The following is a 15,931-nucleotide window of genomic DNA, read 5'->3' as shown; positions in this document are numbered from 1 at the left end:
TTCTGCGGGGTAGGTCAGAGGCTTTCCGCGGCGGCGATATCGAGCGATCTGTAGAGATCGATGTAACGCCCGGCGACGATATCCCAGGAATAGCCGCGCGCGGCGTCAAGGAGCTCCGAGCGAAGGGCGTGCGGCCGGCACGCAAGGTCGGCATAAGCCGATTCCATGGCCGTCGCGGCAGTCTCCGGACTGGTGAAATCGGCAAGCCTGATGACGGCATGCCGCTCGGCAAGTGTTTGAAAGGCATCGTTGGCGTTCAGCACCGGCAGCAGGCCGGCGCTCATCGCCTCCAGCGCCACCAGGCCGAAACCTTCATATTCCGAGGCGGACGCGAAGAGCGAGGCTGCGGTGATGATGCGGCGGATGGTCTCGTTGTCTGGCGACACATGCAGGGTGACGCGGCCGGTCAGGTCCCGGCTTTCGATCTTGCCTTCGATATCCACCCGATTCCGGTCGGATTCGGCTCCGACGATGTCGAGATGCCATTCCGGATCGCGGCCCTTCAGGACAGCCATCGCGTCGAGCAGGTGGTCCAGCCGCTTGTTCACCGAAAATCGGCCGATGCTGACGATGCGGCGCCTTGCCAGGCGTGAGGCGGTGTCGGCGAACTTGCCGATATCGGCGCCGTTCTCGATCAGCACGCTGTCCGGCACGATCTCGGAAAACTGCTTGAGATCGGAGGCGCTACAGCAGACCACACGGCGATAGGCCCTCGCCGAGGCGCGGGTCAGCGTGCGGAACCATATCTTCTTGATCGCCGCGTATTTCCTGGTGTGGAAGAAACCGCCATGGGTGGTGACGATCATCGGCTTGCCGTGCAGCATCCGGCCCCAGGCGAGCGCATCGAAGAAGAAGTCGATCGCATGGACGTGCACGAGATCGGCGTCGCCGAGATGGCGAAAAACCTGCGGCGCCAACGGATAGCGACAGCTGCCGGACCACGGGATGCGCACCACCTCGATGCCGTCGATATTCTCGCAAGCCGGCAGCTTATCTTCAGGCGCGGTGAACAGCGAGTTCAGCGTGACGACGCGGACACGATAGCCACGCCGGAGGGTCTGGCGGCTGAGATTGGCGACGACGTCTTCCAGGCCGCCGCGATTGGGCAGGAACTGGCGCACGACATGGACGATCAGCGGAGCCGTTTGCGGCTGCGGATTCTCGCGCCCACTATCTGCCTCGACGATCGCCATTTTCCACCTATCGCTGCGCGCGCCAAACTCGTGTTGGCGCGGATTTATAGCAACGACCAGATATCTCAGGCGTTAAGGCGTGGGTTCAGCAACGTCCTGCGGAAGCGATTCTTCGCAACAGGGTTAATCGTGTCTGACGGGAGTTCAGAAGGCTTTGAAGGTGAGCGTCGTCAGCGACCGGACGATGCCTGGAATATTGGCGATATTGTCGTTGATGAACTTGCCGATATCCTGGCCTTCCTCGATATAGACCTTCAACAGCAGGTCGTAATCGCCGCTTGTGGAATAGAGCTCCGAGACCAGCTCGGTCTGGTAGATCGCGTCGGCGACCTCATAGGTCTTGCCGGGGGCGCATTGGAGCTGGACGAAGATCGGCTTCATGGAAATTTCCTGCAAAGTTGTTTGGCCCGCATAATGGTCGAAAGCGCCATGCGGATGCAAGCCGTTCCTCACGTGGTCTCTCCGGCCGTCGCTTCCGCGACGATCCAGTCGCGAAAGGCGGCGAGGGGCGCATAATCGGCGCGCTCGCTGGGACAGGCAAGATAATAGCGCTCGCGGCTCTCCATCTCCCGGTCGACGGCGGCGACGAGATCGCCGCGCCTGAGTTCTTCCTGCATCAGGAATGTCGGCAACAGGGCGACACCGAGACCGGCGATCGCCGCCTGCGCTGCGGTGGCGAACTGATCGAAGAGCATGCCGTGCACGCTTTCGAAGGAAACGCCATTGCCGGCAAACCATTGCTCCCAGGCATCGGGGCGCGTCGTCAGATGCAGAAGCGGAACGGCAAGCAGATCCTCTGGCCGTGAAATCCTGTGCTGTTGCAGAAAATCGGGACTGCAGGCCGGCACCGTGCGTTCCGACATCAGCAAGGTCAGTTCCGCGCCGGGCCAGTGCGGGTGGCCGAAATGGATCGCGGCGTCGATCGAATCGAGCCGGAAGTCGAAGGGCGAGAGCCGGGTCGCCAAATTGATGGTTACGCCGGGATTGGTGCTAAGAAAGCCCCCCAGGCGCGGTGCCAGCCAGCGCGTGCCGAAGGTCGGCAGGATGGCGAGATTGAGCGTGCCGCCATGCGGATTGGCGCGCAGGTTCAGCGAGGCACTCGAGATGCGCCGCAGCGCCTCGCGTATCTCGCGGGCATAGCTGTCGCCGGCCAGCGTCAGCCGCATGGTCTGGCGTTCACGCAGGAAGAGCTCGACGCCGAGCTGCTCCTCCAGTGCGCTGACCTGACGGCTGACGGCGCTCTGCGTCAGATCGAGTTCGCGCGCCGCCGCCGTCACGCTGCCTGTGCGGGCGACCGCCTCGAAGGCGGCGAGATGCGAAATCGACGGCAGAAAACGTCTTGAAGCGAGCATGATCATTCCGTTTCAGAATGAGCTATTTCCGAAATGTCGATATTTTCGGCTTTCTGACGATTGTAAAGAGATTCATCCTGCAAAAACGGAATGAGCCGGAGTTTTCCAAGATGCCGCAAGCCTTCGTTTCCACAGACCGTATCCGTTCGCTGTTCACCGAGGCGATGTCGCAGATGTACCGGACGGAGGTGCCGCAATATGGCACGCTGATCGAACTGGTGGCGGAGGTGAATGCCGGCTGCCTCGAAAAGGACCCCGCTCTACGCGAACGCCTCGCCGGCGCCGGCGAACTGGAGCGCATCGATATCGAGCGCCACGGCGCCATCCGCCTCGGCACGGCGGAAGAGCTTTTCACCATCCGCCGGCTGTTTACCGTCATGGGCATGCAGGCGGTCGGTTATTACGATCTTTCGGTTGCCGGCGTGCCGGTTCATTCCACCTGCTTCCGGCCGATCGACGAGACGGCGCTGAACACCAATCCGTTCCGCGTCTTCACCTCGCTGCTGCGCCTGGAACTGATCGAGGATGAAAATCTGCGCCGGGAGGCCGAGGCCATTTTGGCCAAGCGGCGCATCTATACGCCGCGCGCCGTCGCGCTGATCGAGCGTCACGAGCAGAATGGCGGCCTGACCGAGGCAGAAGCGAGCGAATTTGTCGCTGAGGCGCTTGAAACCTTCCGCTGGCACGGCGAGGCGACTGTCAGCGCCGAAACCTACAAGCGCCTGCACGATGCGCATCGGCTGATCGCCGACGTCGTCAGCTTCAAGGGGCCGCACATCAACCACTTGACGCCGCGCACGCTCGATATCGATGCCGTCCAGGCGCGCATGCCGGAACGCGGCATTACCCCGAAGGCCGTCATCGAAGGGCCGCCGCGCCGGCAGTGCGACATCCTGCTGCGGCAGACGAGCTTCAAGGCGCTGGAGGAGGCGATCGTCTTCTCAGGTAACGAGGGCGCGGTCCAGGGCACACACACCGCCCGCTTCGGCGAGATCGAACAGCGCGGCGTGGCGTTGACGGCGAAGGGCCGGGCGCTCTACGACCGGCTGCTTGCGTCGGTTCGCGGCGAGGTGCAGGTCGGCGCCGGCGGCTCCAAAGCCGGCGCCTATGATCAGGAACTGGCCGAGCGCTTCAAGGCGCTGCCGGACAGCTGGGATGAGTTGCGCAAGCAGGATCTCGCCTTCTTCCGTTATTCCGCCACGCCTGCAGGCATCGCCGCCTCCGTCGCCGGAACACTGCCGCGCGATCCCGAAGCGCTTGTCACCAAGGGCTACCTCGCCTTTGCGCCGATTGTCTACGAAGACTTCCTGCCCGTCAGCGCGGCCGGCATCTTCCAGTCGAATCTCGGCACCGACCAGCAGCAGAATTATGCAACGCGCTCGAACCGCGACGCCTTCGAGACCGCACTTGGAGCGACCGTTCAGGACGAACTGGCGCTTTATGCGGAGCGGCAGGCCGCATCGCTGGATGCGGCGCTGCAGGCGCTCGGGCTCGCGGGCCTGCAGCTGAGGACCGTTGCGTGAAATCGCCGCTTCAACACCTGTTCTTATGCGCTAGAGTAGTCCGGTTTCAATCCGATCGGACTGTGTCATGCTGAATGATCCGCGCTCCCACGGCCTCTGGGAAAAGACCGCCGGCGAACCGCCGGCGACCTCGCCTCTCCAAGGTGCGATATCGGCAGACGTCGTCATTGTCGGCGGCGGCTATACCGGCCTGTCCTCCGGCCTGCATCTTGCCGAAGCCGGGTCGAAGGTGGTGCTGCTGGAGGCGAAAGAGATCGGCTTCGGCGGTGCAGGGCGCAATGTCGGCCTGATCAATGCCGGCATGTGGGTGATGCCCAGCGACCTGCCGGGCGTGCTCGGACCGGTCCATGGCGAACGCCTGCTCGAATTGCTCGGCAATGCGCCGAAGCTCGTCATGGAGCTGATCGATAAACACGGGATCGCCTGCGAACTCGAGCGCAACGGCACGCTGCACTGCGCCGTCGGCGCCGACGGGCTGAAGGAGATCGAGGAGCGCGCGGCGCAATGGTCTGCCCGCGGCGCGCCCGTGAAACTGCTCGATGCGGCGGAGACGGCCAGACGCATCGGCAGCAATGCCTATGCCGCGTCGCTGCTCGATCTGCGCGCCGGAACGCTGCAGCCGCTCGCCTATGCGCGCGGCCTCGCCCATGCCGCCGTCAAGGCGGGAGTCGCCATCCATACATCGAGCCCCGTCATCGCAACCGAGCGCCGCGGCAGCCGCTGGACCGTGAAGACGGAAACGGGCGAAGTCTGCGCGGACTGGATCATCGTCGCGACCGATGCCTACAGCACCGGCCCCTTCGAGCAGGTGCGCAACGAGCAGGTCTATCTGCCCTATTTCAATTTCGCCACCGTGCCGCTCGGCCACAATCTGCGTCAGTCGATCCTGCCCGGGCGGGAGGGCGCATGGGACACCAAGGATATTCTCTCCTCCTTCCGCATGGATCACGCTGGGCGCCTCGTTTTCGGCAGCGTCGGCGCGCTGCGCAATACCGGGCTTACCGTGCATAAGGGCTGGGCCAAGCGCGCCCTGAAGCGGCTCTTTCCCATGATCGGCGATGTCGAATTCGAATGCGAATGGTATGGCCAGATCGGCATGACCGACAATGCGCTGCCGCGCTTCCACAAATTCGCCCCGAATGTCATCGGCTTTTCGGGCTATAATGGCCGCGGCATAGCCCCCGGCACGGTCTTCGGCCGTACATTGGCCGAACATATTCTCGGCCGGCTTGCCGAGGCCGATCTGCCGCTGCCGCTGACGTCACCCACCGAGCCGAGCTTCCGTGCGCTCAAGGAACTATGGTACGAAGCCGGCGCTCAGGTCGCCCATTTCGCCGATGCCCGCTTCTGAAAACCGACAAGCGCTTCTGAGAACAATAAGATTGGAAACACGACAATGACCATCGCCGTCCTCGATCTCGCCACCGAAACCGCCAAGCTGCTCGCCGAACTCGGCGTCGATGCCGGCCGCTATCAGGGCGGCACACTGTCTGTCTCCTCGCCTGTCACCGGCAAGGAGATCGGCAAGCTCAAAGAACATTCCGTTTTCGAAACGAAAGCGGCGATCGAAGAGGCGCACAAGGCGTTCCTCGAATGGCGTTCCGTGCCTGCGCCGAAGCGTGGCGAACTGATCCGCCTGCTCGGCGAGGAGCTGCGCAGCGCCAAGACGGCGCTCGGCCGTCTCGTCTCGATCGAAGTCGGCAAGATCACCTCCGAAGGCCTCGGCGAGGTTCAGGAGATGATCGACATCTGCGATTTCGCCGTCGGTCTGTCGCGCCAGCTCTATGGCCTGACGATCGCCACCGAGCGCTCGGAACACCGGATGATGGAAAGCTGGCACCCGCTCGGCGCGATCGGCATCATTTCCGCCTTCAACTTCCCGGTCGCCGTCTGGTCTTGGAACGCGGCGCTGGCGATGGTCTGCGGCAATTCCACCGTCTGGAAGCCGTCGGAGAAGACGCCGTTGACCGCACTGGCCGTGCAGGCGCTGTTCGAAAAGGCCCTGAAGCGTTTCGTTGCTGAGGGCGGCAAGGCCCCCGCCAATCTGTCCACCTTGATCATCGGCGGCCGCGACGTCGGCGAGGTGCTGGTCGACCATCCGAAGATCCCGCTCGTTTCCGCCACCGGCTCGACGGCCATGGGCCGCGCCGTCGGCCCGCGCCTGTCGCAGCGTTTTGCCCGCGCCATCCTTGAACTCGGCGGCAACAATGCAGCCATCGTCTGCCCGAGCGCCGATCTCGACCTGACGCTGCGTGGCATCGCCTTCTCCGCCATGGGAACGGCCGGCCAGCGCTGCACGACGCTGCGCCGTCTCTTCGTCCATGAAAGCGTCTACGACCAGCTTGTGCCGCGCCTGCAGAAGGCCTACGGCTCCGTCACCATCGGCAATCCGCTGGAGACCGGCACACTGGTGGGGCCGCTGATCGACGGCCAGGCTTTCGAGAAGATGCAGGCAGCCCTTGGTCAGGCGGCATCGGCCGGCGGCAAGGTGACCGGCGGCGAACGCGTCGACAATGGCTCCGCCGATGCCTTCTACGTTCGCCCGGCGCTCGTCGAAATGCCCGATCAGACCGGCCCGGTCGAGCACGAGACCTTCGCGCCCATTCTCTACGTGATGAAATACAGCGATTTCGACGCGGTGCTGGCGCTCCACAATGCCGTGCCGCAGGGATTGTCGTCGTCGATCTTCACCAACGACGTGCGCGAGGCGGAAACCTTCGTCTCGGCGCGCGGCTCGGATTGCGGCATCGCCAACGTCAACCTCGGCCCTTCGGGCGCCGAAATCGGCGGCGCCTTCGGCGGTGAAAAAGAGACCGGCGGCGGACGCGAATCCGGCTCTGATGCCTGGAAGGCCTATATGCGCCGCGCGACCAACACCATCAATTACGGCAGCACGCTGCCACTTGCGCAAGGCGTCAAGTTCGACGTCGAATAAACATTGCAGCGAAAAAGGCGATGCTGGCCGAGCGTCGCCTTTTGGCTCGATCGAGATTTATTCGCCCGCTATCTGAAATATTGGGTCAAGATATCGTGATGCTTTTTTCTTGGTGACGAAACTTGAAATAGCGAGTCAAGAAAAATATACGCCTCTTACCCGCAGGGTGACATTATCATGGAGGCCATCATGACTATTGCTTTTAACCGTTTTTCCCACGTGCTGACGCTCGCCGCGTCGCTTCTCTCCGCCACGGCGCTCGCAGGCAGCGCCCATGCGCAGGATGAAGGTCTCGTCGTCTACAATGCGCAGCACGAAAGCCTGGGCCGCGAATGGATCAATGCCTTCACAAAGGAGACCGGCATCAAGGTCACCATGCGCCAGGGTGGCGACATGCAGTTCGCCAACCAGATCATTCAGGAAGGCGACGCATCGCCCGCCGATGTTTTCCTGACCGAGAATTCGCCGGCCATGACGCTGGTCGACGGCGCCGGCCTCTTCGCCCCGGTCGAAAAGGAAACGCTGGATCAGGTCCCGGAGCAGTATCGTCCGGCCGACGGCATGTGGACCGGCATTGCCGCCCGCTCTACCGTTTTTGCCTATGACAAAACGAAGCTCAGCGAAGACAAGCTGCCGAAGTCGCTGCTCGACCTCGCCGATCCCGCCTGGAAGGGCCGCTGGGGTGCATCGCCCGCCGGCGCCGACTTTCAGGCCATCGTCGCCGCCCTGCTGCAGCTAAAGGGTGAAGACGCCACCAAGGCATGGCTGAAGGGTCTCAAGGACAATGCGACGCCCTACAAGGGCAACAGCGTCGCCATGAAGGCCGTCAATGCTGGTGAAGTCGAAGGCGCGGTCATCTATCACTATTACTGGTTCGGCGATCAGGCGAAGACCGGCGAGAACAGCAAGAATGTCGGCATGCATTACTTCAAGAACCAGGATCCGGGCGCTTTCGTTTCCGTTTCGGGCGGCGGCGTCCTGAAGTCCACGCAGCACATGAAGGAAGCGCAGGCTTTCCTGAAATTCGTCACCAGCAAGGCAGGTCAGGCCGTGCTTAAGAACGGCACGTCCTATGAATATGCCGTCGGCAAGGACGCCCCTTCCAACGACAAGCTCGTCCCGCTTGCCGATCTCAATGCGCCGAAGGTCGAAGCTTCGACGCTGGACAGCAAGAAGGTCGTGGAACTGATGACGGCGGCAGGTCTGATCTAGGCTTTCTGCGTGTCGTAGCACTTACGCGGGAGAGGCTTCGGGCTTTCTGCCGCAGGCTTGCAGCAGCCAAAACTATTGCTTTTGGCTCAAGAAAACCTTAGGGCATGACGGGATCGGGCAACTGTCTTTCCAAGACGGTTGCCTTCCTTTTTCAGCGTATGAAGGCATCGGCCTTGCTGCAGGACAACAGATTTTTCGTAGCCGGCAACAAGGCGCCGGTCGCGCCGAAGGCCGCGCGAATGCTATTGCCGCGCCGGCGCATGCCGCACGCGCCGGTGATGCTTCTCGCGACCGTCATCGCGATCTTCAGTCTCGTGCCGCTCGGCTTCATCGGCTGGATCACTTACGATGTCGGCTGGGAAACGGTGAAAACGCTCGTCTTCCGGCCACGTGTCGGCGAACTCCTCGTCAATACGGTTCTCCTGGAATCGGCCACCATTCCGCTGTCGATCGCGCTGGCCGTGACGCTTGCCTGGCTGACCGAACGAACGGATATTCCGTGCGCCCGGCTCTGGGCCTGGCTGGCGATCGCGCCGCTCGCAGTGCCGGCCTTCGTGCACAGCTATGCCTGGGTCAGCCTCATTCCCGGCATGCGCGGCCTCCAGAGCGGCGTCTTCGTTTCTGTTATCGCCTACTATCCCTTTCTTTATCTGCCGGTCGCCGCAGCGCTACGCCGTCTCGATCCGGCCATCGAGGATGCCGCCGCCTCCCTCGGCCTCAATCCCTGGCGCGTCTTCTTCCGCACCGTGCTGCCGCAGTTGAGGTTTGCCATTTGCGGCGGCTCGCTGCTGATTGCGCTGCATCTGCTGTCGGAATACGGCCTGTTCGTGATGATCCGGTTCGATACTTTCGCAACCGCGATCGTCGACCAGTTCCAATCCTCCTACAACAGCCCGGCCTCCAATATGCTCGGCGGCGTGCTCGTTGCCTGCTGCCTTTTCCTGCTTGGCCTCGAAGTGCTGCTGCGCGGCAACGAACGTTATGCCCGCGTCGGCCCCGGCTCGCCGCGTCCGGCCGATCGCCGGCGTCTCGGCTGGTTCGTGGTGCCGGCCATCCTGCTGCCTGTCGTCCTGGCGGTGCTGACGCTCGGCGTGCCGTTGATGACGCTCGGCCGCTGGCTCTATCTCGGCGGCAGCGAGATCTGGCGCATCGAGGTCGGCACTGCCTTCCTGCAGACAATGGCGCTCGCTCTCGCCGGCGGCGTGCTGGCGACGACTGCCGCAGCCCCCATGGCCTGGCTCTCCGTGCGCGCGCCCGGCCGCTTCCAGCGCGTGCTCGAAGCCTGCCACTATTATGTCGGCTCGCTGCCCGGCGTGGTCGTGGCGCTGGCGCTGGTGACGATCACCGTGCGCCTCGTGCTGCCGCTCTATCAGACCTTCGCAACGCTGCTCGTCGCCTATGTGATGCTTTTCCTGCCCCGTGCCATGGTCGGCTTACGCGCCAGCATCGCTCAGGCGCCGGTGGAGCTGGAGCGCGCCGCGATGGGCCTCGGCCGCACGCCCGGTCAGGCGGTGCGGCAGATCACCATGCGGCTTGCCGCACCGGGAGCCGCTGCCAGCGTCGCCTTGACCGCACTTGGCATTACCAATGAACTCACGGCGACGCTGATGCTCTCGCCAAACGGCGTCGATACGCTGGCGACGAAATTCTGGTCGCTGACCAGCGAGATCGATTATGTCTCGGCCGCGCCTTACGCCTTCATGATGGTCGTGCTGTCGCTGCCGCTCACCCTGACGCTTTATACGCAATCGAAACGGACCGCCGGCCAATGACGCTGCTTACGATCGAAAACATCAGCAAGCGCTACGGGCCTGTCCAAGCGCTGAAGGATATTTCGCTCGACGTCCAGGCCGGCAGCCGCACCGCCGTCATCGGGCCGTCCGGCTCGGGCAAGACGACGCTGCTGCGCATCATTGCGGGGTTCGAGCAGGCCGATGCCGGCAGGGTCACCCTAGATGGCGACGTGCTGGCCGATGGCCCGGCGGCAGTGCCGGCTCACAAGCGGGGCATCGGCATCGTCTCGCAGGATGGCGCGCTGTTTCCACACTTGAGCGTGGCTGAGAATATCGGCTTCGGCTTCGAACGAGGTGCTGCCGATCGTGAGCGGCGCATCGCCGAACTGCTCGATATGGTCGAGCTCGACCGCGGCATGCTGGCGCGGCGCCCGCATCAGCTTTCCGGCGGTCAGCAGCAGCGCGTGGCGCTCGCCCGCGCGCTCGGCCGCAAGCCGCGGCTGATGCTGCTCGACGAACCATTCTCGGCGCTCGATACCGGCTTGCGGGAAAACATGCGCAAGGCTGTCGCGCGCGTCCTGCAGGCGGCCGGTATTACCGCCGTTCTCGTGACGCACGATCAGGAAGAGGCGCTGAGTTTTGCCGATCAGGTCGCGGTCCTGCGGGAAGGGCGGCTGATTCAGGCGGGAACGCCGCAAGCCCTGTATCTGCATCCCAGGGATCGCGAGACGGCGCTGTTCCTCGGCGATGCCGTGCTGCTTCCGGCCATCATCCGCAACGGCCTTGCCGACTGCGCCCTCGGCCATGTCGCCGTCGAAGGCAGCCGCCAGGGCAAGGCGGAAATCATGCTGCGGCCCGAACAGATCCGCGTCGTTGCCGATGAAAGCGATCGCGACTACGGCGGACGGGTTGTCGAGGTGGAATTCGGCGGCGCGGTCTGCACCGTCGCCGTCTCGCTCGACGGCGTTGCCCTGCCGCCGATCCGGATCAAGACCTCGAGTGTCGCCCTTCCCTCGCGAGGCGATCTCGTTCGCCTGGATATATCAGGCAAGGCGCACGTCTTCGAGCGCTGAGCTTAGCCGACCCGGCGCACCAGCTCTTGCGGCTCGATGCCCTCGAGCCAGCCGCCGGTAAAGCCGGCGCGCTCGAGTCCGAGGCGGATGACCGGCGATTGCCGCATCAGCTTCCAGATGAAGTCGGAACGCTCGTTTTCGATGGTCATGACAACAAGGCCCTGGTCGATGCCGACGGTGCGGTCGTCCACCCAACCCTCCGGACGTTTGGTCTGCACGGTCGGATTGAAACCGCCGGGAAAGCCGCCTTCCAAGAGCAGGTTCGGATAGGTGGTCAGAAGCGCCTTGGTGCCGTCGAGCGCCGCCTGCCGGTCATAGGGCAGGCAGGCGAGTGCGGTCCAGGGTGCGATCGTGCCGTCATCAGGTCCGAGCGGCGCGCCGCGGGCGGCATAACCCAGAACCTTCGGCTGCCGGCCGCCACGCATGCGCCGGGTCGGCGGCGGGCCGTCGCAGGCGGTAAAGCCCCAGACGTTCCTGTTGTAGCCGACGAAACCGCCGGGATTGCGCTCGGCATAGTCGCGCTGCATGTTGATGACGACCTGGGTGTTGCGGAAATAGTCCCAGTTGCGTTCCATCATCGGTTTGTCCTGGATGCCGCGGAAATCGATCCAGGCATGCGAGAACAGATGAATGAACAGCGGGCCGGCATAGAGATACGGCTGGTCGCCGAACATCATCCAGGAATAGCTCGATGTGAAGGCGTCGTAGCTCGACTGCGGCACGGGATGTGTCGGCGAGGCGAGTGCCAGCGCATAAAGAATGATCGCCTCGTCGAAACCGTGATAGCGCCAGCGCAGGAAGCCCGACGAAGGCTTCCAGCCCATGGAAATCGTGTCGCCCTTGTTCAGCGCCCAGCGCCAGTCGACGCGTTCGTAGATGAAGGTCGCGAGCTCACGGATATCAGTCTCGGTCTCGTCTTCGCGATTGAAATATTGCGCTGAGGTCAGCACGCCGGCGATGAGCAGCGCCGTGTCGATGGTCGAAAGCTCGCTGTTCCAGGCACGATTGCCGCTATCCATGTGGAGAAAATGGTAGAAGAAGCCGCGATGGCCGGTCGCATGGCGCTCTTCGCCCTGCCGCGCCTCGGCGAAGAAACGTAGCGTATTGACCGTGCGCTGGGCTGCTTCCTTGCGGCTGATCCAGCAACGCTCGACGGCAACGGGATAGGAGGAAAGGGCGAAGCCGACAGCCGCGATGCTCGCCGGCACGCCGCCGATCGAGGTATCAGCCACCAGGCCATTTTCGGGATTGGAATATTTCAGGAAGTACTTGAAAGCCGAATGCTGCAACCTGTCGATGAGGGCTGCATCAATGTCTTCGATCCGTTGCAGCATAGGCTCCTACCCAACTGTTGCATCGACCCATGCTTGAACATGGTGGTCGTCCCCGGGCAAATCAAACCTTTTTGATTCGCAGGGATAAGAGAACACAAACGGAGGCGATCGGTCGTTAACAATTATCGGTGAAATAATATCTAGCATAAGTCATATAAGCGGTGCAGCAAAAGCACGGCCGCGCACCGCACCGGCACAGTCTATCCCAGGGGATACTTGTTGCCAGCGGGCGCTGCGGGAAGCGGCCGCTATCGTCCGACCGCATAGGCCTGCATCAGGCGCGGGGTGGCTGCGGCGCGCATCAGTCCGTCGGCATCGCGTCGTGCGGCCGTCAGCCGGCCGATCGTCCAAGGATCGGTGATCGTCAGCTTGTGGCCCTTTCGGGCGAGCGCGGTGAGCACATCCGGACCGAAACTCTCTTCCGCTATCAGGCTGCCGGGTTCGCGGCTGCGCGGATAGAAGGAGCTCGGAAAATGAGCGGTATGAAAGAGCGGCTGATCGATCGCCGCCTGCAGGTTCAGCTGGTGATGGATATGCCGCAGGAAGAAGGAAAGCTGCCATTGCTCCTGCTGGTCGCCGCCCGGCGTGCCGAAGGCAAGGGTCGGGCGGCCTTCATAGAGGCCGAGGGAAGGCGTCAGCGTCGTACGCGGCCGTTTTCCCGGAGCAAGCGATGTCGGCAGGCCTGGCTTGAGCCAGAACATCTGGGCACGGGAATTGAGGCAGAAGCCGAGGCCGGGCACGGTTGGCGAAGACTGCAGCCAGCCGCCGGACGGCGTGGCGGAGACCATGTTGCCGTCACGGTCGATCACGTCGATATGCACGGTGTCGCCGCGCTTTTCGGACAGATGCGCCATGGTCGGCTCGTAGACGGCGCCGGTCTTGGATTCGGCGCCGAGCATCTTCATCGTTAGATCATGCTGTGCTTCGAAACCTGGAATGATGCCGGGGCGAAGATCGAAGGAGGCATCCGCGCGGACGAGTTTGCGGCGTTCGGCAGCGTAGCTCTCCGACAGCAGATGCGCGACCGGGATCTCGGAAAAACTGGGATCGCCGTAATAGACCTCGCGGTCGGCAAAGGAGAGTTTCATCGCCTCGACGACGGTATGAACGAAATCGGCGCCATCCGGTCTCATTGCGGCGAGGTCGAAGCCCTTCAGGATCGACAGGGTCTGCAGGAAGACAGGCCCCTGACCCCAGGGACCTGTTTTGGCGATGGTCCAGCCGTGATAGTCATAGGTCAGCGGCTCCTCGATCGTCGCCGACCAGTTGGCCATGTCGCTTGCGGTGAGCACGCCCTTGTGGCGGTTGCCGCTTGCATCCATCACTTCGGCCGTCTTCAGGTAAGCGTCGATCTTTTCGGCGATGAAGCCGCGATAGAAGGCGTCGCGGGCCGCCTGCACCTGTGCTTCCCGGCCGCTTTTCGCCTCGGCTTCGGCAATGACGCGCTTCCAGGTTTCAGCCAGCGCCGGATTGCGGAAATTCGCCTGCGCTTCGGGAACGCTACCATCAGGCAGCCAGGTTTCGTGGGAGGTCGGCCATTCCTTTTCGAAAAAAGCCGCAAGCCCCTTGATGGTCGCTGCGACGCGCGGCAGCAGCGGATGGCCGTGCTCGGCATAATAGATCGCCGGTTCCAGCACCTCGCGCACGCTCATCGTGCCGTAGTCGCGCAACATCAGCATCCAGCCATCGAAGGCACCGGGAATGACGGTCGCAAGCAGGCCGTCGCCGGGGATCAGCGTCAGGCCTTCCCTCGTATAGTGTTCGATCGTCGCGCCGGCGGGTGCCGGCCCCTGCGCGCAGATGACCTCGACCTTGTCCTTCCTCTTCGAATAGATCACCGCCGGCAGGTCGCCGCCGGGGCCACAGAGATGCGGCTCGACGATCTGCAGCACGAAGCCGGTCGCCACCGCCGCGTCGAAAGCGTTGCCGCCCTTTTCGAGAATGCTCATGCCGACTGCAGAGCCGATCCAGTGCGTCGAGGTGACGACGCCGAAAGTGCCGAGAATTTCAGGACGGGTCGTAAATCCGGTCATGCCGAACATCCTTCCTTGGGAAATCATCTCCCGTTCGGATCGCTGGGACTCAAGCCTCTGGCGAGCGCGCGGAGAGGAAGACCTGCGGCTCGAAGGCAAAATCCTTGTCGAAGGGATAGGTCGGACGCTGCTTACGCAGCCGCGGCAGACGCTCGACGAACTGATCGACTACGCCCTCCGACAATGCCATCAGGTTGGGATTGGCGATCGGCGCCAGTTCCGGCGAGAGATAGCCCGATTTGACGACGATGATCCTGGCGCCATGCGGGTCGAGGCCGAGCCGAGTGAAGTCGGCGATATTGTGGTAGGGCCGCCGTTTGGTCGAGAGCACGAGATCGATGCCGCCGATCGAAACGACCGCCTGCCGATCGGCGAGGTCGGGGCTCTCATGCAGGAACTTGACGGTGAAGCGCGCGTTGACCGGCCTGCTGCCCTTGGTATCGAGCGAGGCGCCGACGCTCAAGACAAGCTGCGCACCGACCCCCGCGGCATAACAGGCTTCGGTCGCCGCCTTGTCGGCGATGCCGGCAAAGACGACGCCGTCAGCCTCTTTGGCGATCAGCTCGGCCAGGACATCGGCCCGGTCTCCGACGCCGCCGCCTGTCGGGTTGTCGCCGGATTCGGCGAGCACGACGGGAGCGGTCGGGCTAGCGATCGCTTTTGCAACGCATTCCTCGACCGAACCGGTCTCGCAGCCGAAGACAAAGTCTTCGCGAACATCCCAATAAGCCTTGGCGAGGCGCTTCGCCGCACGCTCCAGCACGGCACGGTCGGTGCCGGTCATGATAGCGGCGGCCGTGGCGCGCGGTTCGTCGGCCCAGACGTAACCGACCATCAGCGATGCGTCCCAGACGCCATCAATCACATCGATCTCGGGCAGCCTGGCATAGAGGCTCTTCGCCGGCTCATCGACGGTGCTGGTGCGCTCGCCGGGCAGGACGACCGGGATCGGCGCCCAGAGAACGAACGGTCTTACGCCGGTCCTCAAGCTTTTGACCAGCATCGAGACCGAGCGGCGCATCGTCTCCTCGACATCGATATGCGGGGCGGTGCGATAGGTGGAGTAGATGTCGAGCGCATCGATAATGCGCTGGGTGATGTTGCCGTGCAGGTCGTAGCTCGCCGAGACGGTGCATGCCTCGCCGACCAGCGCCCGGGCCGCACTGATCCAGTCGCCTTCGGCATCCTCCATGCCTTCGACATACATGGCGCCGTGCATGGCAAGGTAGAGGCCATCGAGCGGCAGCAGCGGCTTCAGCCGCTCGAGGAATTCGGTCTTGAAGCCCTCATAGGTGGCGCGCGACACCGGCCCGCCGGCAATGGCGCGGGCATGGATCGTCGGCAGGAACTCGGCATCGTAATCCTTCAGAAAAGCAAAATAGGGCGATTCCAGCAGCCCTTCCCCGCGCAACACCCGAAAATCCTTCTCCTCATTCAGAACGGGATTGTACGTACTGCATTCGGTATGAATGCCACCGACGGCGATGCGCATGGGAAACCTCGGTTGAAAGTGGGAGCAATCAGGACGGTATGGGTGCGATGA

At 63.2% G+C, this 15,931-nt stretch carries 12 protein-coding genes; 6 read left to right on the top strand and 6 right to left on the bottom strand.

Annotated elements, in window-relative coordinates:
- Positions 1–14 precede the first annotated feature (14 nt).
- From GGD53_RS06215 to GGD53_RS06205, 3 genes are all read right to left on the bottom strand, one after another.
- Positions 15–1,193, bottom strand: a complete 1,179-nt coding sequence (locus GGD53_RS06215) for a glycosyltransferase family 4 protein (RefSeq protein WP_184454562.1) — start codon at positions 1,191–1,193, stop codon at positions 15–17.
- A gap of 144 nt (positions 1,194–1,337) precedes the next feature.
- The gene (locus GGD53_RS06210; RefSeq protein WP_003567502.1) at positions 1,338–1,574 is read right to left on the bottom strand and encodes an Lrp/AsnC ligand binding domain-containing protein; all 237 of its coding nucleotides are present in this window, start codon (positions 1,572–1,574) and stop codon (positions 1,338–1,340) included.
- Between the two features lie 68 nt (positions 1,575–1,642).
- On the bottom strand, positions 1,643–2,551 hold the full coding sequence (locus GGD53_RS06205) for a LysR family transcriptional regulator (RefSeq protein ID WP_184454560.1): 909 nt from the start codon (positions 2,549–2,551) through the stop codon (positions 1,643–1,645).
- Between the two features lie 104 nt (positions 2,552–2,655).
- On the opposite strand from GGD53_RS06205, the gene hglS reads away from it, so the two are divergent.
- From hglS to GGD53_RS06175, 6 genes are all read left to right on the top strand, one after another.
- On the top strand, positions 2,656–4,068 hold the full coding sequence (gene hglS, locus GGD53_RS06200; protein ID WP_184454558.1) for a 2-oxoadipate dioxygenase/decarboxylase HglS: 1,413 nt from the start codon (positions 2,656–2,658) through the stop codon (positions 4,066–4,068).
- A gap of 67 nt (positions 4,069–4,135) precedes the next feature.
- Entirely contained in the window at positions 4,136–5,419 is a 1,284-nt protein-coding gene (locus GGD53_RS06195; RefSeq protein WP_184454556.1) for an NAD(P)/FAD-dependent oxidoreductase, read from the top strand.
- A gap of 45 nt (positions 5,420–5,464) precedes the next feature.
- Positions 5,465–7,003 carry an L-piperidine-6-carboxylate dehydrogenase gene (amaB, locus tag GGD53_RS06190; protein ID WP_184454554.1) on the top strand — a complete coding sequence of 513 codons (1,539 nt, stop codon included), beginning with the start codon at positions 5,465–5,467 and terminating at the stop codon, positions 7,001–7,003.
- Between the two features lie 189 nt (positions 7,004–7,192).
- Entirely contained in the window at positions 7,193–8,215 is a 1,023-nt protein-coding gene (locus tag GGD53_RS06185) for an iron ABC transporter substrate-binding protein (protein WP_184454552.1), read from the top strand.
- A gap of 104 nt (positions 8,216–8,319) precedes the next feature.
- Positions 8,320–9,987 carry an ABC transporter permease gene (locus tag GGD53_RS06180; protein WP_184454551.1) on the top strand — a complete coding sequence of 556 codons (1,668 nt, stop codon included), beginning with the start codon at positions 8,320–8,322 and terminating at the stop codon, positions 9,985–9,987.
- Positions 9,984–11,021 carry an ABC transporter ATP-binding protein gene (locus tag GGD53_RS06175; RefSeq protein WP_184454550.1) on the top strand — a complete coding sequence of 346 codons (1,038 nt, stop codon included), beginning with the start codon at positions 9,984–9,986 and terminating at the stop codon, positions 11,019–11,021. Before GGD53_RS06180 ends, GGD53_RS06175 begins: the two co-directional genes overlap by 4 nt.
- Before the next feature lie 2 nt (positions 11,022–11,023).
- Here the strand turns inward: GGD53_RS06175 and GGD53_RS06170 are convergent, their stop codons facing one another.
- The 3 genes from GGD53_RS06170 to GGD53_RS06160 all read right to left on the bottom strand — a co-directional run bounded on the left by GGD53_RS06170 (position 11,024) and on the right by GGD53_RS06160 (position 15,880).
- Positions 11,024–12,355, bottom strand: a complete 1,332-nt coding sequence (locus tag GGD53_RS06170; RefSeq protein WP_184454549.1) for a glucoamylase family protein — start codon at positions 12,353–12,355, stop codon at positions 11,024–11,026.
- 248 nt (positions 12,356–12,603) lie between these two features.
- Entirely contained in the window at positions 12,604–14,388 is a 1,785-nt protein-coding gene (locus GGD53_RS06165; protein ID WP_184454548.1) for a gamma-glutamyltransferase family protein, read from the bottom strand.
- Positions 14,389–14,437: 49 nt separating this feature from the next.
- Positions 14,438–15,880, bottom strand: a complete 1,443-nt coding sequence (locus GGD53_RS06160; protein ID WP_184454547.1) for a M81 family metallopeptidase — start codon at positions 15,878–15,880, stop codon at positions 14,438–14,440.
- Positions 15,881–15,931 lie beyond the last annotated feature (51 nt).

Origin of the sequence: Rhizobium aethiopicum, from assembly GCF_014197535.1 — a bacterium.
In the GTDB taxonomy this organism is placed as follows: Bacteria; Pseudomonadota; Alphaproteobacteria; order Rhizobiales; family Rhizobiaceae; genus Rhizobium; species Rhizobium aethiopicum_A.
The sequence above is the reverse complement of the archived record's forward strand: the minus strand, read 5'-3'. Positions and strand labels throughout refer to the sequence as shown.